The sequence below is a fragment of the Clostridium sp. TJA085 genome (assembly GCF_058310235.1).
Genome location: NZ_JBZEEZ010000003.1, coordinates 150,137 through 171,793, shown reverse-complemented (window position 1 = coordinate 171,793; position 21,657 = coordinate 150,137). Strand labels below are relative to the sequence as shown.

Sequence of the window (21,657 nt, the reverse complement as noted above, 5' to 3'; positions counted from 1 at the left end):
GAATTAATCATGTTAATGCCTAAAAGAGTAAAGCATCGTAAGGTACAACGTGGTAGAATGAAAGGTAAAGCAACAAGAGGAAATTTCCTAGCTTATGGAGATTTCGGTATTCAAGCTACAACTTGTGGATGGATCACAAGCAACCAAATAGAGGCTGCCAGAATTGCTATAAATAGATACATTAAAAGAGGAGGAAAACTTTGGATAAAGATTTTCCCAGATAAGCCAGTTACTGAAAAACCAGCTGAAACAAGAATGGGTTCAGGTAAAGGTTCACCAGAGTACTGGGTTGCAGTAGTTAAACCAGGTAGAGTATTATTCGAATTATCTGGAGTTAATGAAGAAGTTGCAAGAGAAGCTATGAGACTTGCATCACACAAACTTCCTGTAAAAACTAAGTTTGTTACAAGAAGAGATTTTGAGGAAATGGGTGGTGAAGAATAATGAAGGCTAGAGAATTAAAAGATTTAAGAGCAAGTAATCCTCAAGATTTAAAAGCTAAATTAGCTGAACTTAAGGCTGAATTATTCAACTTAAGATTCCAATTAGCTACAGGACAATTAGAAAATCCTATGAGAATAAGAGAAGTAAAGAAATCTATAGCCCAAATAAAGACCATCTTAAGAGAAGAAGAGTTAAGGGTTGTTGAACAGTAGATCTGGAAGGAGGTAAGCCTTAATGGAAAGAGGACTAAGAAAAAAGAAAGTTGGAAGAGTTGTTTCCGATAAAATGGATAAGACTATAGTAGTTGCAATCGAAACTAAAGTAAGACATCCACTATACGGAAAAACTGTTAACAGAACAACTAAATTCAAAGTTCATGATGAAAATAATGAAGCTAAAGTTAACGATAGAGTATTAATAATGGAAACAAGACCTTTATCAAAGGATAAGAGATGGAGACTTGTTGAGATAGTTGAAAAAGCTAAGTAATATAGCTTAAAGACTGAAAGGAGGGTAATCTAATGATACAACAACAAACTAGATTAAAAGTTGCTGATAACTCAGGCGCTAAGGAAATAATGTGTATCAGAGTATTAGGCGGATCTAAGAGAAAGTACGGTAACATTGGAGACATAATAGTTGCCAGCGTTAAAAGTGCAACACCAGGCGGAGTTGTTAAAAAAGGTGACGTTGTTAAAGCTGTTATTGTTAGATCAGTAAAAGGATTAAGAAGAGCAGATGGATCATACATAAGATTTGATGAGAATGCTGCAGTTATAATAAAAGATGATAAGCAACCAAGAGGAACACGTATCTTCGGACCTGTTGCTAGGGAGCTAAGAGATAAAGAATTTAATAAGATATTATCATTAGCACCAGAAGTTCTATAAGAGGAGGTGGCTGATTTGAAAATCCATGTAAGAAAGAACGACACAGTTGTAGTTATATCAGGAAAAGATAAAGGTAAAACAGGTGAAGTTTTAAAGGTATACCCAAAAACTGGTAAAGTACTAGTTCAAGGAGTTAATATAGTAAAGAAGCACCAAAAAGCAGGTAGAACTCAAGCTGAAAGTGCTATAATCGAAAAAGAAGCTGCAATAAACAGCTCAAAAGTAATGTTATATTGTACAAAGTGCAAAAAAGCTACTAGAATTAGCAATAGAATCTTAGAAGATGGTTCTAAGGTTAGAGTATGCAAGAAGTGCGGAGAAACATTCTAAAAACTGAAAGGAGGTTAACAATATGACAAGACTTCAAGAAAAGTATGAAAAAGAAATAATTCCAGCTATGATAGAAAAGTTTGGATATAAAAATATAATGCAAGTCCCAAGACTTGAAAAGATAGTAATCAACATGGGAGTTGGTGAAGCTAAGGACAATCAAAAAGTTTTAGAATCAGCTGTTAGCGATTTAACATTAATATCAGGACAAAAGCCTATATTAACAAGAGCTAAGAAATCAGTTGCTAACTTTAAGATTAGAGAAAATATGGCATTAGGATGTAAAGTTACATTAAGAAAGGCAAATATGTATGAATTTGCTGACAAGTTAATGTCAATTGCTTTACCAAGAGTTAGAGATTTCAGAGGAGTTTCAGCTAAATCATTTGATGGAAGAGGAAACTACTCACTAGGAATTAAAGAACAATTAATATTCCCAGAAATAGAGTACGATAAAATCGACAAAGTAAGAGGAATGGATATTATCTTCGTTACAACAGCAAACACTGACGAAGAAGCAAGAGAATTATTAAGATTCCTTGGCATGCCATTTGCTCAACAATAAGGAGGGATAAAGATGGCACGTAAAGCGATGATAGAAAAGTGGAATAAAACACCTAAGTATAAGACAAGAGCTTATACTAGATGCAGAATATGCGGAAGACCACATTCTGTATTAAAGAAATTCGGTATATGCCGTATCTGTTTCAGAGAACTTGCATATAAAGGCCAAATCCCTGGTTGTAAAAAAGCAAGTTGGTAATACTGAAGATATAGTGAAAGGAGGCACATTAAATGGTTATGACAGATCCTATAGCAGATTTGCTAACACGTATAAGAAACGCAAATGCTGTTAAACATGAAGTAGTAGAGGTACCTTCATCAAATGTAAAGAAGGCCGTTGCAAATATATTATTACAAGAAGGATACATCAAAGAAATTGATGAATACAATGATGGAGTAGTTCCAATGTTAAGAATAACTCTTAAGTATGGAGCTAACAATGAAAGAGTAATCACTGGATTAAAGAGAATATCAAAACCAGGATTAAGAGTATACTGCAAGAAGGATGAAACTCCTAAGGTTCTTAATGGTTTAGGAATCGCTGTTATCTCAACATCAAAGGGAATAATGGTTGATAGAGAAGCTAGAAAGAATGGCGTAGGTGGAGAAGTTCTTTGCTACGTTTGGTAGTATTTAAATAAGATTATATAATCGAGAGATTTTAACATATGTATGCAGATAGAGAAAAACAGGAGGTGCAATTATGTCAAGAGTAGGTAGATTACCAATTGCTATCCCTGCTGGTATCACAGTTACAGTAACACCAGATAACGTTGTTACTGTAAAAGGACCTAAGGGTGAGTTAGTAGAAGCTATGCACAAAGACATTAATATTACGGTTGAAAACAACGAAGTTGTTGTAACTAGACCTAGTGACGTTAAAGAGCACAGAGCTCTTCACGGATTAACAAGAGCACTTATAAACAACATGGTTAATGGAGTTGAAAAAGGATTCCAAAAGACTTTAATCTTAAACGGTGTTGGTTACAGAGCTCAAAAACAAGGAAATAAACTTGTTATGAACCTTGGATATTCACATCCAGTTGAAATAGAAATTATGGATGGTATCGAAATCGAAATACCTGAAGCTACAAAAGTTGTTGTAAAAGGAATCAACAAGCAAAAAGTTGGAGAAGCAGCAGCTCAAATAAGAAAATGGAGAAAACCAGAACCATACAAGGGTAAAGGTATAAGATACGAAGACGAAGTTATCAGACGTAAAGAAGGTAAAACTGGTAAGTAATAAAAGAAAGGAGTGAGCTTTATATGTTCAAAAAAGCAGACAGAAAAGCTAGCAGAAAGAGACGTCACTTAAGAGTGCGTAAGAAAGTTTTCGGTACTCCTGAAAGACCAAGACTTTCAGTATACAGAAGTGAAAAAAATATCTATGCACAAATAATAGATGATATAAACGCTGTAACAATAGTTGCTGCTTCAAGCTTAGAGAAAGATTTCTCAGCTAAGGGCGGAAATAAAGAAGGCGCTAAACTAGTTGGTGAATTAGTTGCTAAGAAAGCACTTGAAAAAGGATTAACAGAAGTTGTTTTCGATAGAGGCGGATATGTATATCACGGAAGAGTTCAATCATTAGCTGAAGGTGCTAGAGAAGCAGGCTTAAAATTCTAAGAAACGAGGAGGGAAATAAATGAGAATCGATCCTAGTACACTAGACCTTAAAGAAAAGGTTGTTAACATAAACAGAGTTACTAAGGTTGTTAAAGGTGGTAGAAACTTCAGATTCGCAGCTCTAGTTGTTGTTGGAGACGAGAACGGACACGTTGGAGTTGGAATGGGTAAATCTATCGAAATACCTGAAGCAATTAAAAAAGGAATTGAAGACGCTAAGAAAAACTTAGTATCAGTTTCAATGGTAGGAAATACAGTTCCTCACGAAATCCACGGAAGATTTGGAAGAGGAGACGTTCTTATCATGCCAGCTAAAGAAGGTACAGGAGTTATCGCTGGAGGTCCAGCTAGAGTTGTACTTGAATTAGCAGGAATAAAGGATGTTAGAGCTAAATCATTAGGTTCAAACAATCCTAACAACATGGTAAAAGCTACAATCAACGGATTAGCAAACTTAAGAACAGCAGAAGATATTGCTAAATTAAGAGGAAAATCTGTTGAAGAAATATTAGGTTAGGAGGGGAAATTGCATGGCTAAGTTAAGAGTTACTCTTGTAAAAAGCTTAATCGGTAGAAAAAAAGACCATATCGCTACTGCAAATGCCCTTGGACTTAAGAAAATAGGTAAAACAGTAGAGCATGAGGGAACTCCTCAAATCAATGGTATGATCAAAAAGATAAGCTACATGTTAAAAGTAGAAGAAGTATAATAAAGAGGAGGTGCAAGACGTATGAAACTTCATGAATTAAAACCAGCAGCTGGAAGCAGAAAAGCTCCTAAGAGAGTAGGAAGAGGAACTGGTTCAGGTTTAGGAAGAAACGCTGGTAAAGGTGAAAAAGGACAAAACGCTAGATCAGGTGGTGGAGTTAGACCAGGATTCGAAGGTGGTCAAATGCCATTATACAGAAGACTTCCTAAGAGAGGATTCACTAATATCTTCGCTAAAAAGATCGTTAGCATTAATGTAGATAGATTAAATATCTTCGAAGATGGTACAGAAGTTACTCCAGAAGTATTATTAGAAAGAAGAGTTATTTCTAAAGTTATGGACGGAGTAAAAATTCTTGGAAACGGAAACTTAGAAAAGAACTTAACTGTAAAAGGATGTAAGTTCTCAAAATCTGCTATCGAAAAAATCGAAGCAGCTGGAGGAAAAGTTGAGGTGAAATAAGAATGCTATCAACCCTACGTAACGCCTGGAAGGTACCTGAGTTAAGGAAGAGATTTTACTGGACAATATTTTTAGTGGCAATCTTTAGGATGGGAAGTCATATTCCTGTTCCTGGGATTAGCGCTGATTATTTAAAAAGTTTAACTCAATCAGGTAATTTGATGGGTTTCTATGATTTAATATCAGGAGGAGCCTTCAGTAGATTTAGTATTTTTGCTCTTGGTGTAATGCCATACATCAATGCATCAATTATAATGCAGCTTTTAACAATCGCGATACCTTCATTAGAACAACTTCAAAAAGAAGGTGAAGAAGGTAGGAAAAAGATACAAAATGCTACTAGATATGTATCTATTGTAATTGCAGTAATTCTTGCATTTGGAATGTATGCTACTATTTCTCAAATGGGAGCAACCATTGGTATGAAAACTGTACAAATGATAGTAGTCATTTTAGCATTAGTTGTTGGATCTACATTCTGTATGTGGTTAGGAGACCAAATTACCGTTAAAGGTTTTGGAAACGGTGTTTCAATCTTAATATTTGTAAATATAGTTTCTAGATTACCAATGACACTTAAGTCTATGATGATTTTAGAAAACTCAGGAGAAATAAGTATTGTAGAAATAGCATTATTTATAGTGTTTGCTTTAGCAACACTTGCAGGAGTAATATTCTTCTCACTTGCTGAAAGAAGAATTCCTGTGCAATACGCAGGCAAGGCAGTTGGGAACAAGGTTATGAAGGGACAGTCAACTCATATTCCTTTAAGCATTGTAGGATCAGCTGTAATAGCAATAATATTTGCTATGTCAGTAATGCAATTCCTACCAACAATTGCTGGATTCTTTCCACAACATGAATGGGCAAAATGGGTTACTAGTAGTCCTTGGAGTATATTTAATAGCAAAACTTGGATGTATCCAATCGTTTATTCAATATTAACTATATTCTTTACATGGTTCTATACTCAAGTTACATTTAAACCAGAAGAAATGTCAGAGAACTTGCATAAATCTGCTGGATTTATACCGGGTATTAGACCAGGTGAGCCTACAACTTTATACTTTGAAAGTATTCTTAATAGAGTATCTTTCATAGGTGGAATATTTGCAGCACTACTTGCTGTAACACCAATAGTTATAAATAACTATACTGCATTCAAAGGAATACAATTTGGGGGAACAGCACTTCTTATTGTAGTGAGTGTTGCTCTAGATTTCACAAGAAAACTAGAATCACAAATGATAATGAGACACTACAAAGGATTTCTTAAATAAGATTAAATAATGGAGATGATGCCCGTGAAAATTATTTTACTAGGTCCTCCTGGAGCAGGAAAAGGAACACAGGCAAAATCAATTAGTAATAGATATTCAATTCCACATATTTCAACAGGAGATATTTTTAGAAAGAATATTTCAGAAAATACTCCTTTAGGAATTGAAGCTAAAAAATATATGGATAACGGGCAATTAGTACCGGATTCAGTAACTATAGATATGGTTAAAGATAGACTTCAAGAAGAAGACTGTAAAAATGGATACCTATTAGATGGTTTTCCAAGAACAGTTGCTCAAGCTGAAGCTCTACAAGAGTTCTTAGATAGTAGAAATGAGGGATTAGATACAGCGCTATGTATTGAAGTTCCAAGTGAATTCATACTAGAAAGAATGACTGGAAGAAGAGTATGCCCAGCATGCGGAGCAAGTTATCACGTTAAGTTCAATCCACCAGCGGTTGAAGGAAAATGTGATCTTTGTGGTAGTGATATAGTACAAAGAAAAGATGATACAGAAGAAACTGTAAAAGAAAGACTTGACGTATACGAAAAGCAAACTCAACCACTAATTGATTTTTACAGAGAAAAGAATTTACTTTCAACAGTTGATGGAACAAAAGCCATTAATGAAGTATTTGAAAGTATATGCGATATATTAGGAAGCGCTAAATAATGATTGAAATTAAAGATGATTTAGCACTTAACCTGATGAGAAAAGCAGGAAAAATAGTAGGAGAAACACTTCTATTATTAGAAAAAAATATAAAACCAGGTATAAGCACTAAAGAATTGGATACAATAGCAGAAAAGTTTATAATAGAGCAAGGAGCTATACCATCTTTCAAAGGATTATATGGTTTTCCAGCTACATTATGCATTTCTGTTAATGAGCAAGTAGTTCATGGTATACCGGGAGGTTACATATTAAAAGATGGTGACATAGTCAGTATCGATTGTGGAGCTTTAATTGATGGGTATCATGGAGATGCAGCGAGAACTTTTCCAGTAGGAAATGTTTCAGAAAGTGCAAAAAAGCTTATACAAGTTACAAGAGATTGTTTCTTTGAGGGAATTAAGTTCGCTCAAATTGGAAATAGATTATCAGATATATCTAGTGGAATACAAAATTATGTTGAATCAAATGGATTTTCAGTTGTGAAAAGTTTTGTAGGACACGGGATAGGCAGAGATCTACATGAAGATCCTGAAGTACCAAATTTCGGTAGACCAGGTAGAGGTCCAATACTTACAAAGGGCATGGTTTTAGCTATAGAACCAATGGTTAATGAAGGATCCTTTAGAGTAAGAACTTTAAAAGATAATTGGACGGTTGTAACAAGTGATGGAAAACTGTCAGCACATTACGAAAATACAGTTGCAATTTTACCAGATGGTCCCGAAATATTAACACTAGTTAAATAAAGTGTTGCTTAGTTATAAATTTGCTTAAGTTATTGGAGCAGTTTATTGCTAAGGTAATCATCGAGGTGAAAAATTTGCAAAACAATGACTTGATTGGGAAGGTAGTACTTTCTTTAGCTGGTAGAGATAAAAATCATTTATATATAATAATAGATGTAATTGATGATAAGTTTGTGTTATTATCAAATGGTGATACAAAAACAATCAATAAACCTAAGAAAAAACAGGTTAAGCATTTGAGAATTTTGGAAGATATAGATGAAGAAATAAAATCAGCCATTGTCAGCGATAGGAAAGATACTGACTTAAAAATTAAGAGATTTTTAAAATTAAAAGGCATTGTTAAGGAGGGTTGATTACCTTATGTCAAAAGATGATGTTATAGAAATGCAAGGAGTCGTTTTAGAATCCTTACCTAATGCTAACTTCCAAGTTGAACTTGAAAGTGGGCACAAAATTCTAGCACATATATCAGGAAAATTAAGAATGAACTTCATAAGAATTTTACCTGGTGATAAAGTTACAGTGGAGCTTTCTCCATATGACTTAACAAAAGGTAGAATTACTTGGAGAGCAAAATAAGATAGGATAGTCTATCAAATATTACAAGGAGGGTTAGCGATGAAAGTAAGACCATCAGTTAAGCCTATTTGCGAAAAGTGCAAAGTAATTAAAAGAAAAGGAAGAGTAATGGTAATCTGTGAAAATCCAAAGCACAAGCAAAAACAAGGCTAATATAGATAAATATTAGACAAAAAATACAGATTAGGTATTTAAAATTTATTGACTTTTTTGTCAAAGTCAAATATCATTATATAGGCATTTAATTAAATAATTAGATTTTAGGAGCGGCTGATAATAGAGAAAATTTTCTCTATTACCTAAAATTTTATTATATATATTCATATCTTCAAAGATTGAAGATAATAAATTTTTAGGCATTTCAATTACCAGGAGGTGTAAATTTTAATGGCAAGAATAGCAGGTATAGACCTACCAAGAGAAAAAAGAGTTGAAATAGGTTTAACTTATATTTATGGAATAGGATTATCTACTTCTCATAAAATATTAGCAGCTACAGGAATAAATCCAGACACAAGAGTTAAGGATTTAACTGAAGATGAAGTTAATGCTTTAAGAACTTACATTAAGGATCTTACTATCGAAGGAGACTTAAGAAGAGAAGTAGCTTTAAACATCAAGAGATTAGTAGAAATTGGATGTTATAGAGGAATTAGACATAGAAAAGGTCTTCCAGTAAGAGGACAAAAAACTAAGACTAATGCAAGAACAAGAAAAGGTCCAAAGAAGACTATTGCAAACAAAAAGAAATAGTTAGGAGGGAAAGCAATGGCAAAGGTTAAAAAAACTAGAAGAAGAAAAGATAGAAAAAATGTTGAACATGGTGCAGCACATATCAAGTCAACTTTCAACAATTCAATAGTTACTTTAACAGACGCTCAAGGAAATGCGTTATCATGGTCAAGTGCTGGAGCTCTAGGTTTCAGAGGATCAAGAAAAAGTACACCATTCGCAGCACAAATGGCAGCAGAAACTGCAGCTAATGCAGCAATGGAACACGGTTTAAAGAGCGTTGAAGTATATGTAAAAGGACCTGGTGCTGGAAGAGAAGCAGCAATCAGATCATTACAAGCAGCAGGATTAGAAGTAACTTTAATAAAAGATGTTACTCCAATCCCACACAACGGATGTAGACCACCAAAAAGAAGAAGAGTCTAGTATTTGATTCATACAGGAGGTGTAATTAATGGCAAGATATACTGGAGCTACATGTAGATTATGTAGAAGAGAAGGCATGAAATTATTCCTTAAAGGGGATAGATGTTATACAGATAAATGTGCTTTCACAAGAAGAAGTTATGCACCAGGACAACACGGAGCAGCTAGAAAGAAATTATCTAACTATGGTGTACAACTTAGAGAAAAGCAAAAAGCTAGAAGAATATACGGAGTGTTAGAAGGTCAATTCAGATCATACTATGAAAAGGCTGAACACATGAAGGGTATCACTGGTGAAAACTTATTAATGTTATTAGAATTAAGATTAGATAACGTTGTTTATAGATTAGGATACGGAGCTTCAAGAAAAGAAGCAAGACAATTAGTTAACCACGGACATTTCTTAGTAAATGGTAAGAGAGTTGACATTCCTTCATACAGAGTATCAGTTAACGATGTAATAACTGTTGCTGAAAAGAGTAGAGGAAGCGAAAAGTTCAAAACTTTCGTTGAAAATCCAAAGACTTTACCAAAATGGTTAGAAGCTAACGTTGAAAACTACGAAGGCAAAGTAGTTGCTGAACCAACAAGAGAAGATATTGACGTACCAGTTAATGAAACTCTTATCGTTGAGTTATACAGCAAATAATTGTAGTATTTGTTAGAAATATAAATTTATAACAAATATAGAATCAGTTGCCCTCAGAATAAGGTTGCCATTTTAAAAATAAGGAGGGTTCGTATGTTAGAAATCGAAAAGCCAATAATTGAATGTGTAGAGGCAAATGAAGACGGTACTTATGGTAAGTACGTTGTTGAACCATTAGAAAGAGGATATGGTATTACATTAGGAAATGCCCTAAGAAGAATATTATTATCATCATTACCTGGAGTTGCAACTACTTCAGTTAAAATTGATGGTGTACTTCATGAGTTTTCTACAATACAAGGAGTTAAAGAAGATGTTACAGAAATAATTCTTAACATTAAAGCTTTAGCTTTAAGAATGAATGGTGAAGGTCCAAAAACTATATATATAGATGCAAAGGGACCTGGTGTTGTTACAGGAGCAGATATAAAAACTGATGGAGATGTTGAGGTTGTTAATAAAGATTTACATATAGCAACTTTAGACAACGACGGAAGACTTTATATGGAGTTAACTGTAAACAGAGGTAGAGGATATGTTACTCAAAATAAAAATAAGAGTGAAGATCTACCAATATCAGCAATAGCTGTTGATTCAATATATACACCAGTTAAGAGAGTTAACTTTAAAGTAGAAAATACTAGAGTTGGTCAAATTACTGATTACGATAAGTTAACACTTGAAATTTGGACTAATGGAACTATAAAGATTGATGAAGCTATAAGCTTATCAGCTAAAATCTTAATAGAACATTTTAAATTATTCATGTCATTAACAGATGAGACTAATGATGTTGAAATTATGATAGAAAAAGAAGAAGATAAAAAGGAAAAAGTACTAGAGATGACTGTAGAAGAGCTTGACTTATCAGTTAGATCATATAACTGTTTAAAGAGAGCTGGTATAAATACAGTTCAAGAACTTGCTAACAGATCAATGGATGATATGATGAAGGTAAGAAATCTAGGAAAGAAATCCTTAGAAGAAGTTGAAAAGAAGCTTAAAGAGTTAGGCTTAAGCTTAAAGCTAGGCGACGAGTAAGGAGGTAAATCCATGGCAGTTAATCGTAAGTTAGGTCTTTCATCAGACCAAAGAAGAGCTATGCTAAGAAACTTAGTAACTAGTTTTTTAAAGCATGGTAAGATTGAAACAACTGAAACTAGAGCAAAAGAAACTAGAAGTTTAGCTGAAAAAATGATCACTCTTGCTAAAAGAGGAGATCTTCACGCTAGAAGACAAGTATTAGCTTTTGTTCAAGAAGAAGCTGTAGTAAAACATTTATTTGATAATATAGCTCCACAATACACTGAAAGAAACGGTGGATATACAAGAATGTATAAAAAAGGTCCTAGAAGAGGAGACGGAGCAGAAATGGTTATACTTGAATTAGTTTAATCATTTTGATGGGGATTAAGATGTGATCTTAGTCCCCGTTTTGTTATATATAAAAGTAAATTATATAGAGGTGTAATGATTTAAATATTCTGAATACAGTTGAAAGTTGAAATTTATGGTATATAATATTCTTAAATGTATATACATTTAAATTACACTTGTATATAGTATATTATTTAAATAGCAAATAAAATAATAGTTAATATAATTTTATGGAGGACCAAATGAGTCAAGAAATGATAAAATGTGAGAATTTAGTTTTTAAGTATACATCACATGAAGAGGGTATTGAAAAATATGCTATTAATGGTGTTGATTTAACAGTTAAAAAGGGTGAATTTTTAGTTGTATTAGGACATAATGGTTCAGGTAAATCAACGCTTGCTAAACATATGAATGCTTTACTTTTACCTACAGATGGTGTTGTTTATGTTGATGGAATTAATACAAAGGATGAAGAGAGAATATGGGATGTTAGAGCTAAGGCTGGTATGGTATTTCAAAATCCAGATAATCAAATGGTAGCAACAATAGTTGAGGAAGATGTAGCCTTTGGACCTGAGAATTTAGGAATAGATCCTAAAGAAATACGAAAACGTGTTGATGAAAGTTTAGAAAAGGTTGGAATGAGTGAATATAAAAGACACGCTCCGCACCTTTTATCAGGAGGACAAAAACAAAGGGTTGCTATAGCAGGAATATTAGCTATGAAGCCTGAATGTATAATATTTGATGAACCAACAGCAATGCTTGATCCATCAGGCAGAAAAGAAGTTATAAAGAATATAAAAGAGATAAATAAAGAATATGGTATTACAATCGTTTTAATAACTCATTATATGGATGAAGCTGCTGAAGCTGATAGAATGGTAGTTATGGACGATGGGAAGCTTATTATGGGTGGAACTCCAAAAGAGGTTTTTTCAAAAGTAGAGCTTATGAAAAAAATTGGGTTAGATGTGCCACAAGTAACAGAGTTAAGTTATGAATTATTAAAAGAAGGTATAAATTTAGATAGCAAAATAATAAATGTAGATGAGATGGTGAATGCGTTATGTCAATTAAAATAGAGAATTTAACACATGTATATATGCAAAATGGGCCTTTTGAAAAAAAAGCATTAGATGATGTAAATATAGATATAAAAGATGGGGAATTTGTTGCTTTAATAGGTCATACTGGTTCAGGAAAATCAACATTAATACAACATATGAATGGATTATTAGAAGCAACATCAGGTAAAATTATTGTAGATGGTGATGATATAACAAAAGAAGGTGTGAAGCTTTCAGATGTTAGAAAAAAGGTTGGTTTGGTATTTCAATATCCGGAATACCAATTATTCGAGGAAACCATTGAAAAGGATATATCATATGGTCCTACAAATTTAGGTTTAGATAAAGATGAGATACATAGACGTGTAATAAAATCAATGGAAATGGTTGGTCTTGATTATGAGTTTTATAAGAATAAGTCTCCATTTGATTTAAGTGGAGGTCAGAAGAGAAGAGTAGCTATAGCAGGAGTTGTAGCTATGGAACCAAAAATTTTAATTTTGGATGAGCCTACAGCAGGGTTAGACCCGAAGGGAAGAGATGATATATTAGATCAGATAAAGATTCTTCATGAAAAATATAATATGACAATAATACTTGTAAGTCATAGTATGGAAGATGTAGCTAAAATAGCAGAAAAAGTAATAGTTATGAATAAAGGAAAGGTAGCTTTACAAGGTACTCCTTCAGAAGTTTTTAAAGAAGTTGATACACTAGAAAAGATAGGACTTGGTGTACCACAAGTTACTTATCTTATGAGAGAACTTAGAAATAAAGGGTTTAATGTAAGTGATGAAGTGTATACAATAGAGCAGTGCAAAAAAGAATTATTAAAGATATTTAAAAATAATAAAAATAGTGAGGGAGTGAAATAGGTGATAAAAGATATAACTATAGGGCAATATGTACCAGGAGAATCATTTACACATAAATTAGACCCTAGAACAAAGATATTAATATCATTACTTTTTATAGTATCTTTATTTATAATAGATAAGTTTGTGGGGTATATTTTTGTTGTAGCTTTTATTGCAGCAGTGATTATAAATTCAAAGGTGCCACCAAAATTTATATTAAAGGGATTAAAACCAATTATTTTTTTAGTTGTATTTACATCAATACTTAATATATTTATGATAAGAGGAACTGAAGATACTTTATTATTCCATTTTGGATTTTTGAAAATTTATACAGAGGGCGTTAGAACTGCTGTATTTATGGCTCTTAGATTAATATTCTTAGTTGTTGGAACTTCACTTCTTACTTTAACAACATCACCTATAGAGTTAACAGACGGTATAGAAAGACTGCTTAGACCTATAGGAAAAGAATTAGCACATGAATTAGCTATGATGATGACTATAGCATTAAGATTTATACCAACATTAATGGATGAAACGGATAAAATAATGAAAGCGCAAAAAGCTAGAGGAGCAGATTTTGAATCAGGTGGAATAATTCAAAAAGCAAAGAGTTTAATACCACTTTTAGTACCTTTATTTATTAGTTCGTTTAGAAGAGCTGATGAACTTGCTATGGCTATGGAAGCAAGATGTTATAGAGGTGGCTCAGGAAGAACTAGAATGAAGCAATTAAAGTTTACTAAAAATGATTTTATAGCATGGGTTATATTTGGTGTTTTATTTATAATTAGTATAATTATTAGAATTTACTAGTAAAGGTGATTTTAGATGAAAAATATAAAGCTTACAATAGAATATGACGGAACAAATTATTTTGGATGGCAAAAACAAAAGAATAATAGTAAAACTATTCAAGAAGTATTAGAAAAAGCTATACAAAAAATTGTAAAGAAAGAAGTTTCATTAATAGGAAGTTCTAGGACAGATTCAGGGGTTCACGCAAAAGGTATGGTAGCTAATTTCTTAACAGATAGTAGAGTTCCAGCAGATAAGTTTAGAGAAGCTATAAATACAAAGCTTCCAGATGATATAGCCATAATAAAATCAGAAGAAGTAGACAAAGAGTTTCATGCAAGATATGATAGCAAAGGAAAAACATATTGTTATACTATTATAAACAGATTTGAGAAGGTTTCTTTATATAGAAATTATTCTTATCATGTAAGAGAAGTATTGAATATAGAAGAAATGAAGAAAGCCTGTAATTATTTTATAGGAACTCATGATTTTAGTGCTTTTAAAAGTAGCGGAAGTTCTGTGAAAACATCCGTTAGAACCATTAAAGATTTACATATAGAAAATGATAATAACATAATAAAGATATATGTAACTGCTGATGGTTTTTTATATAATATGGTTAGAATAATAGTTGGAACTTTAATTGAAGTTGGAAGAGGAAAAATAGCTTCAAATGATATAAAATCAATAATAAATGAAGGTAAAAGAGAACGTTCTGGTTTTTGTGTTCCGGCTAATGGGCTTCTTTTAGAAAAAGTTTATTATTAATATAAAAATTTTAAATAAATACATTGACACGCCCGTAAGCGTGTATTATAATAGTGTATGTTTGTTAGAATATTTATGTATATAAGATCTAGTTTGAAAGATCTTAACATAAATGCAATATTACATATTGCTAATCGTAAGTTCAAGGAGGGAAACATAGATGAAATCATACATTGCAAAAGCACAAGAAGTTGAAAGAAAATGGTATGTTGTTGATGCTGCTGGTAAGCCACTAGGAAGAGTTGCTAGCCAAGTTGCTTCAATCTTAAGAGGAAAAAATAAGCCAACATTTACACCAAATGTTGACTGCGGAGATTTCGTTATCGTAATCAATGCTGAAAAAGTTGTTTTAACTGGTAAGAAGTTAGATCAAAAAATGATGAGAAAGCACAGCTTATACGTTGGTGGATTAAAAGAAATTCCATACAGAGAAGTTCTTGACAAGAAGCCTGAATTCGCTTTTGAAGAAGCAGTTAGAAGAATGCTTCCAAGCGGAGTTTTAGGAAGAAAAATGTTAAAGAAATTAAATGTATACAGAGGCGAAGAGCATAACCATCAAGCTCAAAAACCAGAAGTATTAGAATTAAGATACTAATAACGGAAACTCGGGAGGAGGATTTAAAATGGCAAAAGTTCAATACATGGGAACTGGTAGAAGAAAGAAATCAGTTGCAAGAGTAAGACTAGTACCTGGAAACGGTAAAGTAGTTATAAATAAGAGAGAAATCGAAAACTTCTTTGGTTTAGAAACTTTAAGAGTTATCGTAAACCAACCTTTAGTTTTAACTGGAACTAAAGATAAGTTTGACGTATTAGTTAATGTTCACGGTGGAGGATTCACAGGTCAAGCTGGAGCAATCAGACACGGAATAGCTAGAGCATTAGTTAAATCAGATGAAGCTTTAAAATCAGAATTAAAGAAAGCTGGATTCTTAACTAGAGACCCAAGAATGGTTGAAAGAAAGAAATACGGTCTTAAAAAAGCAAGAAGAGCTCCACAATTCTCAAAGAGATAATATTTGGGGTACGGATATCAGGAAAGAGAAGTATATACTCAGTATATACTTCTTTTTTTGTACCAATTTATATAAATATCTCTACAAAATTTTAATTGTAAGAAAATGTAACCTTATATTAAATCTACGTTAAAAAATATTTATTAATATTAACAAATGTTAATAAATAATGTACACTTAAGTCATAAAATTAATGATTTAAATAGATGATTAATAAATTGTAGATGGAGGAAACAATATTGAATTCTATAGTTACAACAGTTATAACTTTAATGGGAGGATTAGGACTATTTCTTTATGGAATGAAATTAATGGGAGATGGTCTTGAAAATGCTGCTGGAGAGGGTTTGAAAAAGATTCTTGAAAAAGTTACATCAAATCCATTAGTTGCAGTATTAGTTGGTGCAGCAGTTACTGCTGTAATACAAAGTTCTAGTGCAACAACAGTAATGGTAGTTGGATTTGTTAATGCAGGATTAATGAATTTAGCTCAAGCAGCTGGTGTAATAATGGGAGCTAATATAGGTACGACTATAACAGCTCAATTAGTTGCTTTTAAACTTGATGATATAGCTCCAATTTTTGTTTTTGTTGGTGCAGCTATTGTAATGATGGCAAAAGCTCAGAAGAGAAAAGAAATTGGACATATAATTTTAGGATTTGGTATATTATTTACTGGAATGGGAATGATGAGCGATGCGATGAAGCCTCTTGCTGCATCACCTATGTTTGAACAATTAGTAATAGCGATTAGTGATAATATGTTTATAGGTGTTATAGCAGGTGCAGCAATAACAGCAATACTTCAAAGTTCATCAGCAACTACTGGTATACTTATAGCTCTTGCTACAGCAGGTGCAATAAATATAGATGCAGCTCTTCCAATATTATTTGGATGTAATATTGGTACTTGTATAACAGCAATGCTTGCAAGTATAGGAACAAATAAGACAGCTCATAAAGCAGCTTTAATACATTTAATATTTAATGTTGGAGGAACAATAATTTTCTTACCGTTCTTAGGGATTATTGGTAACATTGTCACTCAAATGAGCCCTGGAGATGTTCAAAGACAAATAGCTAATTCACATACAGTATTTAATATAGCTAATACATTAATTATGTTACCACTTAGAAATTACTTAATTCTTGCAGTAAATAAATTAGTTCCAGGAACGGATGAAATTGAAAAAGCTGGTCCTAAGTACATTGATGATAGATTACTTGAAACACCAGTTATAGCTGCTGGACAAGTTATTAAAGAAACTATAAGAATGGCAAATAAAGCAAAACAAAATCTTGAGTTATCAATGAGTGCTTTTATGAATCAAGATGAAGAGCAGATAAAAAAGGTTTATGAGAATGAAAGTATAATAAATACTTTAGAAGAAGAAATAACAACATATTTAGTAAAACTATCAAAATGTGAATTATCAGATAAAGAAAAAAGTATAGTTGCATCAACTTTTTATATAGTAAATGATATTGAAAGAATTGGAGACCATGCTGAAAATATAGCTGATCTTGCAATACAAAGATCAAATAAGAAGTTACAGTATAGTGAAGATGCAATTAAGGAATTAGAAGAAATATATAACTATACATTAACAGCTTTAGAAATAGCAATAGAAAGTTATGAAAATAGAGATATTAAAAAAGCAAGAACGCTTGAAAATGTTGAGGAAAGAATTGATTCATCACAGAAAGAATATAGTGAGAAACATATTAAGAGATTATATAATGGAAAGTGTAATGCTTATGCAGGTGCTATATTCTTAGACTTAATATCTAATTTTGAGAGAATAGGTGATCATGCAAAGAATATTGCAGAAAGTGTTATTGAAGATAGTGAACTTTAGAAATAATTAAGGACTAGTTAATCTAGTCCTTTTTTTATAAAAATTATTACAAGAATAATTAAAATGCTTAATCACATAATAGATGTATAAGTCTTAAATTAGGAGGAGAGTTTATGAAATTTCTAAAGAGCATTATTATAACATTACTATTTTTTTTATTAGGGACAACAGGAGTAAATGCTTTAGAGAATAATGAAAATAGTTATAAAGTATTGATAGACCCTGGTCATGGTGGATATGATGGAGGTACAAAATCTAAAAATGGAACATTAGAAAAAGATATTAACCTTCAAATATCTTTAAAACTTAAAGATATTTTAAAGAATAAGGGATATAACGTTAGTATGACTAGAGAAGATGATATAGCTTTAGCTAATAAGAAAATAGAAGACTTAAATTTAAGATGTAAAATGAAAAAAGAAACTGATTGTGATATTTTTATATCAATACATCAAAATGCTTTTAAAACAGGAAATACTAAAGGGCTTCAAGTTTGGTATTCTAATAATGAAAAAAGCAAAAATTTAGCTGAATCTATACAACTTTCTGTTAAAGAACAGCTTCAAAATAATAATAATAGGGTTGCAAAAAATGCAAAAAATGATTACAAAATATTAAGAGATGGGTATGATGGTGGAAGTATAATAGTTGAATGTGGATTTCTTTCAAATTATGAAGACGAGCAAAATTTAAAAAATGATGAATATCAAAATAAATTAGTAGAGGCTATAACAATTGGTATAGAAAAATATTTTAGTGAAAAGCATCAATAATAATATTAAAGCAAAAGTCATATTTCCTAGGAAATTAGGGATTAATGTAAAATATTAATCCCTTTTTAAAGTTTAAAAAATATAAAATTGTATATTTAATAATTATTAAAGTAAAGGATTAATCTATTTTAAAGAAAACTTTAAAATAATATTTATTAATATATTGTAAATTTAATAGAAAATTTATAAACTATAAATTGGGAGGGATTTTATGAGAGAAATAAGTGTAAAAATGGTTAGAGATACAGTAAAAGATTTATGTATAGCTTCAAATTATTACATAGGTGATGATGTAAAGGAAAGATTGATATCTTATAAGAATAATGAACAATATGAGATAGCAAGAGATGTTTTGGAAAAGATAATTGATAATTCAAATATTGCAAAAAATGAAAATATGCCTATGTGTCAAGATACTGGTATGGCATGTGTTTTTTTAGAAATTGGACAAGATGTACATTTTATAGATGGAAATCTTGAAGATGCGATAAATGAAGGTGTTAAATTAGGATATGAGAAGGGATACTTAAGAAAATCAGTAGTTAAAGACCCTATTGATAGAGTTAATACTAAAGATAATACACCGGCCATTATTAATTATAATATTGTTAGTGGAGATAAAGTTAAAATAACTGTTGCACCTAAAGGATTTGGTTCTGAAAATATGAGTAAAATAGCTATGTTAAAACCTTCAGATGGATTAGAAGGTGTAAAAAAGTTTATATTAAAGACTGTAGAAGAGGCAGGACCTAATCCATGTCCACCAATGGTAGTTGGAGTTGGGATTGGTGGTACTTTTGAAAAAGCAGCATTACTTTCAAAAAAAGCTTTACTTAGAAATCTTAATGAGAAAAATAAGAATGAATTTTATGAGAATTTAGAAAAGGAACTTTTAAAGGAAATAAATAAAATGGGTATAGGACCGCAAGGTTTTGGAGGACTTACAACTGCAATAGGAGTAAATATTGAAACTTATCCAACACATATAGCAGGCTTACCAGTTGCGGTAAATATAAGTTGTCATGCAACAAGACATAAAGATGCGGTAATATAAAGGAGGATATATGGTTAAGAAACTAACAACACCTTTAACAATTGATAAAGTTAAAGATTTAAAATGTGGAGATTCTGTTCTTTTATCAGGGACTATATATACAGCAAGAGATGCGGCACATAAAAGACTTATAGAACTTATAGACAAAGATGAAAAATTACCTATAAATATAGAAAATGAAATAATATATTATGTAGGACCAACTCCGGCTAGAGAAGGACAAGTTATAGGATCAGCAGGTCCAACAACTAGTTATAGAATGGATGCTTATTCACCAAAACTTTTAGATTTAGGTCTTAAAGGAATGATTGGAAAAGGCCTTAGAAATGATGAAGTAATTGAATCAATAAAGAAAAATAAAGCAGTTTATTTCGGAGCAATTGGAGGAGCTGCTGCACTTATAGGAAAAAGTATAGTAAAATCAGAGATAATACTTTATGAGGATTTGGGTGCAGAAGCAGTAAGAAAATTAGAGGTTAAGGATTTTCCAGTAGTTGTTATAATAGATTCAGAGGGAAATAATCTTTATTTAAAAGGAAGAAAAGAGTATAAAAAATTATATTGCAAGTAATAAATTAATAAAAGGTAAGAGAGTATTCTCTTACCTTTGTTATTTACACTGTTTTAAAGCCTTTACCCTTTACTTCAGATGTATCCATTATTGTAATAAAGGCCATGGGATCAATTGCGTAAATTTTATTTTTTAAAGTTACCATTTCTCTAGTTTTTACAACACAATAAAGCATTTTAGCTTTTTTATGAGTGTATTCACCTTCAATAGGAATTGAAGTAACACCTCTATGAATATCTTTAATAACAAAATCTATAACATTTTGACTTTGACTTGTTATTATAAGCATTAGTTTTTTACTATCTAAACCTCTAAGTACTCTATCTAAGACAACTCCTTGAATAAATATAGAAAGTAATGTATATAGTGCTTTAGGTATACCGAAAATTATAGCACCTAATATAACTATTATACAATTTAATATAAATCCAAGCTTACCAATTTCAAAATTAGAGTATTTTTTTCTAATAAGCATAGTTATAATATCAGTTCCGCCAGTAGATCCGTTTCTTAAAAAAACTATTCCATATCCTGCACCACAAAGAACTCCACCATAAATACAATATAATAAAATATCATTAACTGCTATAAGTGTTGATAGTGGTTTTGTTATAATAAGTGCTAGGGATAATGATAACATACCAATAGCAGAATAAAGAGTAAAAGATTTACTAAGTTTTTTATAGCTTAATAAAAATAAAGGTACATTTAATAAGAATACAACTATACCTGCTTGGACGCCGGTTAAGTATTGAAATATAAGTGCAACACCGGTAGCTCCACCACTTAACAATCTAGCATGAGTTAAAAATAAATTAACTCCAAGTGAAGCTATTATACATCCAATAAAAATTAAAATTACATCAAGTAAAAAAGTTTTACTTTTTAATAGTTTAATCATAAAAATTCTCCTAAAAATTTATCATAAAAAAATATAAATACCTTCGTATATTATATATAAAATTTACAATAAAGTTAATGTGTAAAAAGCAGTACAATTAGCTAGAATTTAGGATTATTTACTAATAGGGTTAATATAATCATTAATAGTATAAATACCTTTAAATAAAAGGATATATCTATATTATATAGATATAATTTATAGACAGTATTATTTAAATAAAACATAATTAAAATATATTATAAAAAAGAGAGGTTTATGATTATGAATAGAGTTAGATTACCTGGAAATTTAAAGACAAAAAAGATTATATTATTTATATTAATTTTTATATGTATTTTTATTTTAATAAAGACATCTATAAATAATAAAAGTAACAGTTTTAACAATGAAATAAATTCAGAAACTAAAATAGAAAATAAATAGTTTAATATTTTCGTAACAAAGATAGATGTTTTTTTAAGCTAAATTACGATAATATAAAT

The 21,657-nt window shown here is 31.3% G+C and carries 36 protein-coding genes; 35 read left to right on the top strand and 1 reads right to left on the bottom strand.

What is annotated here, in order from left to right:
- Nucleotides 1–9: 9 nt before the first annotated feature.
- The 34 genes from rplP (at nucleotide 10) to AC4FQW_RS10030 (ending at nucleotide 20,271) form a co-directional block, all read left to right on the top strand.
- Entirely contained in the window at nucleotides 10–444 is a 435-nt protein-coding gene (gene rplP / locus AC4FQW_RS10195) for a 50S ribosomal protein L16 (protein ID WP_029699407.1), read from the top strand.
- Entirely contained in the window at nucleotides 444–656 is a 213-nt protein-coding gene (gene rpmC, locus AC4FQW_RS10190) for a 50S ribosomal protein L29 (protein WP_024615603.1), read from the top strand. Before rplP ends, rpmC begins: the two co-directional genes overlap by 1 nt.
- A 22-nt stretch (nucleotides 657–678) precedes the next feature.
- Nucleotides 679–933 carry a 30S ribosomal protein S17 gene (gene rpsQ, locus AC4FQW_RS10185; RefSeq protein WP_024615604.1) on the top strand — a complete coding sequence of 85 codons (255 nt, stop codon included), beginning with the start codon at nucleotides 679–681 and terminating at the stop codon, nucleotides 931–933.
- A 32-nt stretch (nucleotides 934–965) separates the two neighbouring features.
- Nucleotides 966–1,334 carry a 50S ribosomal protein L14 gene (gene rplN / locus AC4FQW_RS10180; protein WP_024615605.1) on the top strand — a complete coding sequence of 123 codons (369 nt, stop codon included), beginning with the start codon at nucleotides 966–968 and terminating at the stop codon, nucleotides 1,332–1,334.
- Nucleotides 1,335–1,349: 15 nt separating this feature from the next.
- Nucleotides 1,350–1,664: a 50S ribosomal protein L24 gene (gene rplX, locus AC4FQW_RS10175; RefSeq protein ID WP_303129582.1), complete on the top strand. Its 315-nt coding sequence runs from the start codon at nucleotides 1,350–1,352 to the stop codon at nucleotides 1,662–1,664.
- Nucleotides 1,665–1,686: 22 nt separating this feature from the next.
- Nucleotides 1,687–2,229 carry a 50S ribosomal protein L5 gene (rplE, locus tag AC4FQW_RS10170; protein ID WP_303129583.1) on the top strand — a complete coding sequence of 181 codons (543 nt, stop codon included), beginning with the start codon at nucleotides 1,687–1,689 and terminating at the stop codon, nucleotides 2,227–2,229.
- 12 nt (nucleotides 2,230–2,241) lie between these two features.
- Complete coding sequence (locus AC4FQW_RS10165) at nucleotides 2,242–2,427, top strand: type Z 30S ribosomal protein S14 (protein ID WP_024615608.1); 186 nt, start codon at nucleotides 2,242–2,244, stop codon at nucleotides 2,425–2,427.
- Nucleotides 2,428–2,459: 32 nt separating this feature from the next.
- The gene (gene rpsH, locus AC4FQW_RS10160) at nucleotides 2,460–2,858 is read left to right on the top strand and encodes a 30S ribosomal protein S8 (RefSeq protein ID WP_024615609.1); all 399 of its coding nucleotides are present in this window, start codon (nucleotides 2,460–2,462) and stop codon (nucleotides 2,856–2,858) included.
- Nucleotides 2,859–2,931: 73 nt separating this feature from the next.
- Nucleotides 2,932–3,471 (top strand): 50S ribosomal protein L6, encoded by a 540-nt coding sequence (rplF, locus tag AC4FQW_RS10155; protein WP_303129584.1) that lies wholly within the window; start codon nucleotides 2,932–2,934, stop codon nucleotides 3,469–3,471.
- A gap of 23 nt (nucleotides 3,472–3,494) precedes the next feature.
- On the top strand, nucleotides 3,495–3,854 hold the full coding sequence (rplR, locus tag AC4FQW_RS10150; RefSeq protein WP_303129585.1) for a 50S ribosomal protein L18: 360 nt from the start codon (nucleotides 3,495–3,497) through the stop codon (nucleotides 3,852–3,854).
- Nucleotides 3,855–3,873: 19 nt separating this feature from the next.
- Nucleotides 3,874–4,371, top strand: coding sequence for a 30S ribosomal protein S5 (gene rpsE, locus AC4FQW_RS10145; RefSeq protein ID WP_303129586.1), 498 nt, complete (start codon nucleotides 3,874–3,876; stop codon nucleotides 4,369–4,371).
- 13 nt (nucleotides 4,372–4,384) lie between these two features.
- Nucleotides 4,385–4,564, top strand: coding sequence for a 50S ribosomal protein L30 (rpmD, locus tag AC4FQW_RS10140; RefSeq protein ID WP_303129587.1), 180 nt, complete (start codon nucleotides 4,385–4,387; stop codon nucleotides 4,562–4,564).
- A 21-nt stretch (nucleotides 4,565–4,585) separates the two neighbouring features.
- Complete coding sequence (gene rplO, locus AC4FQW_RS10135; protein ID WP_491148896.1) at nucleotides 4,586–5,026, top strand: 50S ribosomal protein L15; 441 nt, start codon at nucleotides 4,586–4,588, stop codon at nucleotides 5,024–5,026.
- Between the two features lie 2 nt (nucleotides 5,027–5,028).
- Nucleotides 5,029–6,306, top strand: a complete 1,278-nt coding sequence (gene secY, locus AC4FQW_RS10130; protein WP_303129591.1) for a preprotein translocase subunit SecY — start codon at nucleotides 5,029–5,031, stop codon at nucleotides 6,304–6,306.
- 24 nt (nucleotides 6,307–6,330) lie between these two features.
- Nucleotides 6,331–6,981, top strand: coding sequence for an adenylate kinase (locus AC4FQW_RS10125; RefSeq protein WP_303129593.1), 651 nt, complete (start codon nucleotides 6,331–6,333; stop codon nucleotides 6,979–6,981).
- A complete protein-coding gene (map, locus tag AC4FQW_RS10120; protein WP_491148894.1) occupies nucleotides 6,981–7,730 on the top strand; it encodes a type I methionyl aminopeptidase in 750 nt (249 codons plus the stop codon). Before AC4FQW_RS10125 ends, map begins: the two co-directional genes overlap by 1 nt.
- Nucleotides 7,731–7,804: 74 nt before the next feature.
- On the top strand, nucleotides 7,805–8,086 hold the full coding sequence (locus tag AC4FQW_RS10115; protein ID WP_491148892.1) for a KOW domain-containing RNA-binding protein: 282 nt from the start codon (nucleotides 7,805–7,807) through the stop codon (nucleotides 8,084–8,086).
- A 7-nt stretch (nucleotides 8,087–8,093) separates the two neighbouring features.
- The gene (gene infA / locus AC4FQW_RS10110) at nucleotides 8,094–8,312 is read left to right on the top strand and encodes a translation initiation factor IF-1 (protein ID WP_024615619.1); all 219 of its coding nucleotides are present in this window, start codon (nucleotides 8,094–8,096) and stop codon (nucleotides 8,310–8,312) included.
- Between the two features lie 39 nt (nucleotides 8,313–8,351).
- The gene (gene rpmJ / locus AC4FQW_RS10105) at nucleotides 8,352–8,465 is read left to right on the top strand and encodes a 50S ribosomal protein L36 (protein ID WP_003373491.1); all 114 of its coding nucleotides are present in this window, start codon (nucleotides 8,352–8,354) and stop codon (nucleotides 8,463–8,465) included.
- Between the two features lie 234 nt (nucleotides 8,466–8,699).
- Entirely contained in the window at nucleotides 8,700–9,065 is a 366-nt protein-coding gene (rpsM, locus tag AC4FQW_RS10100) for a 30S ribosomal protein S13 (protein WP_024615620.1), read from the top strand.
- A gap of 15 nt (nucleotides 9,066–9,080) precedes the next feature.
- Nucleotides 9,081–9,470 carry a 30S ribosomal protein S11 gene (gene rpsK, locus AC4FQW_RS10095; RefSeq protein WP_303129638.1) on the top strand — a complete coding sequence of 130 codons (390 nt, stop codon included), beginning with the start codon at nucleotides 9,081–9,083 and terminating at the stop codon, nucleotides 9,468–9,470.
- 28 nt (nucleotides 9,471–9,498) lie between these two features.
- Entirely contained in the window at nucleotides 9,499–10,119 is a 621-nt protein-coding gene (rpsD, locus tag AC4FQW_RS10090) for a 30S ribosomal protein S4 (protein ID WP_024615622.1), read from the top strand.
- Between the two features lie 93 nt (nucleotides 10,120–10,212).
- Nucleotides 10,213–11,160 carry a DNA-directed RNA polymerase subunit alpha gene (locus AC4FQW_RS10085; RefSeq protein ID WP_024615623.1) on the top strand — a complete coding sequence of 316 codons (948 nt, stop codon included), beginning with the start codon at nucleotides 10,213–10,215 and terminating at the stop codon, nucleotides 11,158–11,160.
- Between the two features lie 12 nt (nucleotides 11,161–11,172).
- Entirely contained in the window at nucleotides 11,173–11,514 is a 342-nt protein-coding gene (gene rplQ / locus AC4FQW_RS10080; RefSeq protein WP_303129641.1) for a 50S ribosomal protein L17, read from the top strand.
- Nucleotides 11,515–11,738: 224 nt separating this feature from the next.
- Complete coding sequence (locus AC4FQW_RS10075) at nucleotides 11,739–12,584, top strand: energy-coupling factor transporter ATPase (protein WP_491148889.1); 846 nt, start codon at nucleotides 11,739–11,741, stop codon at nucleotides 12,582–12,584.
- Nucleotides 12,569–13,444, top strand: a complete 876-nt coding sequence (locus AC4FQW_RS10070; RefSeq protein ID WP_491148888.1) for an energy-coupling factor transporter ATPase — start codon at nucleotides 12,569–12,571, stop codon at nucleotides 13,442–13,444. Before AC4FQW_RS10075 ends, AC4FQW_RS10070 begins: the two co-directional genes overlap by 16 nt.
- Nucleotides 13,445–14,245: an energy-coupling factor transporter transmembrane component T family protein gene (locus AC4FQW_RS10065; RefSeq protein ID WP_303129646.1), complete on the top strand. Its 801-nt coding sequence runs from the start codon at nucleotides 13,445–13,447 to the stop codon at nucleotides 14,243–14,245.
- 15 nt (nucleotides 14,246–14,260) lie between these two features.
- On the top strand, nucleotides 14,261–14,998 hold the full coding sequence (truA, locus tag AC4FQW_RS10060) for a tRNA pseudouridine(38-40) synthase TruA (RefSeq protein ID WP_303129648.1): 738 nt from the start codon (nucleotides 14,261–14,263) through the stop codon (nucleotides 14,996–14,998).
- Nucleotides 14,999–15,158: 160 nt separating this feature from the next.
- On the top strand, nucleotides 15,159–15,593 hold the full coding sequence (gene rplM, locus AC4FQW_RS10055) for a 50S ribosomal protein L13 (protein ID WP_024615629.1): 435 nt from the start codon (nucleotides 15,159–15,161) through the stop codon (nucleotides 15,591–15,593).
- 28 nt (nucleotides 15,594–15,621) lie between these two features.
- Nucleotides 15,622–16,014, top strand: coding sequence for a 30S ribosomal protein S9 (gene rpsI, locus AC4FQW_RS10050; protein WP_024615630.1), 393 nt, complete (start codon nucleotides 15,622–15,624; stop codon nucleotides 16,012–16,014).
- A 239-nt stretch (nucleotides 16,015–16,253) separates the two neighbouring features.
- Nucleotides 16,254–17,873, top strand: coding sequence for a Na/Pi cotransporter family protein (locus AC4FQW_RS10045; RefSeq protein ID WP_303129655.1), 1,620 nt, complete (start codon nucleotides 16,254–16,256; stop codon nucleotides 17,871–17,873).
- A 113-nt stretch (nucleotides 17,874–17,986) separates the two neighbouring features.
- The gene (locus AC4FQW_RS10040) at nucleotides 17,987–18,646 is read left to right on the top strand and encodes an N-acetylmuramoyl-L-alanine amidase (RefSeq protein WP_491148885.1); all 660 of its coding nucleotides are present in this window, start codon (nucleotides 17,987–17,989) and stop codon (nucleotides 18,644–18,646) included.
- Between the two features lie 211 nt (nucleotides 18,647–18,857).
- Complete coding sequence (locus AC4FQW_RS10035; RefSeq protein ID WP_491148883.1) at nucleotides 18,858–19,700, top strand: fumarate hydratase; 843 nt, start codon at nucleotides 18,858–18,860, stop codon at nucleotides 19,698–19,700.
- Between the two features lie 10 nt (nucleotides 19,701–19,710).
- Nucleotides 19,711–20,271, top strand: coding sequence for a Fe-S-containing hydro-lyase (locus tag AC4FQW_RS10030; protein ID WP_303129659.1), 561 nt, complete (start codon nucleotides 19,711–19,713; stop codon nucleotides 20,269–20,271).
- Between the two features lie 43 nt (nucleotides 20,272–20,314).
- Here AC4FQW_RS10030 and AC4FQW_RS10025 read toward each other — a convergent pair whose 3' ends face one another.
- Nucleotides 20,315–21,172: a YitT family protein gene (locus tag AC4FQW_RS10025; RefSeq protein WP_303129661.1), complete on the bottom strand. Its 858-nt coding sequence runs from the start codon at nucleotides 21,170–21,172 to the stop codon at nucleotides 20,315–20,317.
- Between the two features lie 264 nt (nucleotides 21,173–21,436).
- On the opposite strand from AC4FQW_RS10025, the gene AC4FQW_RS10020 reads away from it, so the two are divergent.
- Nucleotides 21,437–21,598 (top strand): hypothetical protein, encoded by a 162-nt coding sequence (locus AC4FQW_RS10020; protein WP_303129663.1) that lies wholly within the window; start codon nucleotides 21,437–21,439, stop codon nucleotides 21,596–21,598.
- Nucleotides 21,599–21,657: the final 59 nt, after the last annotated feature.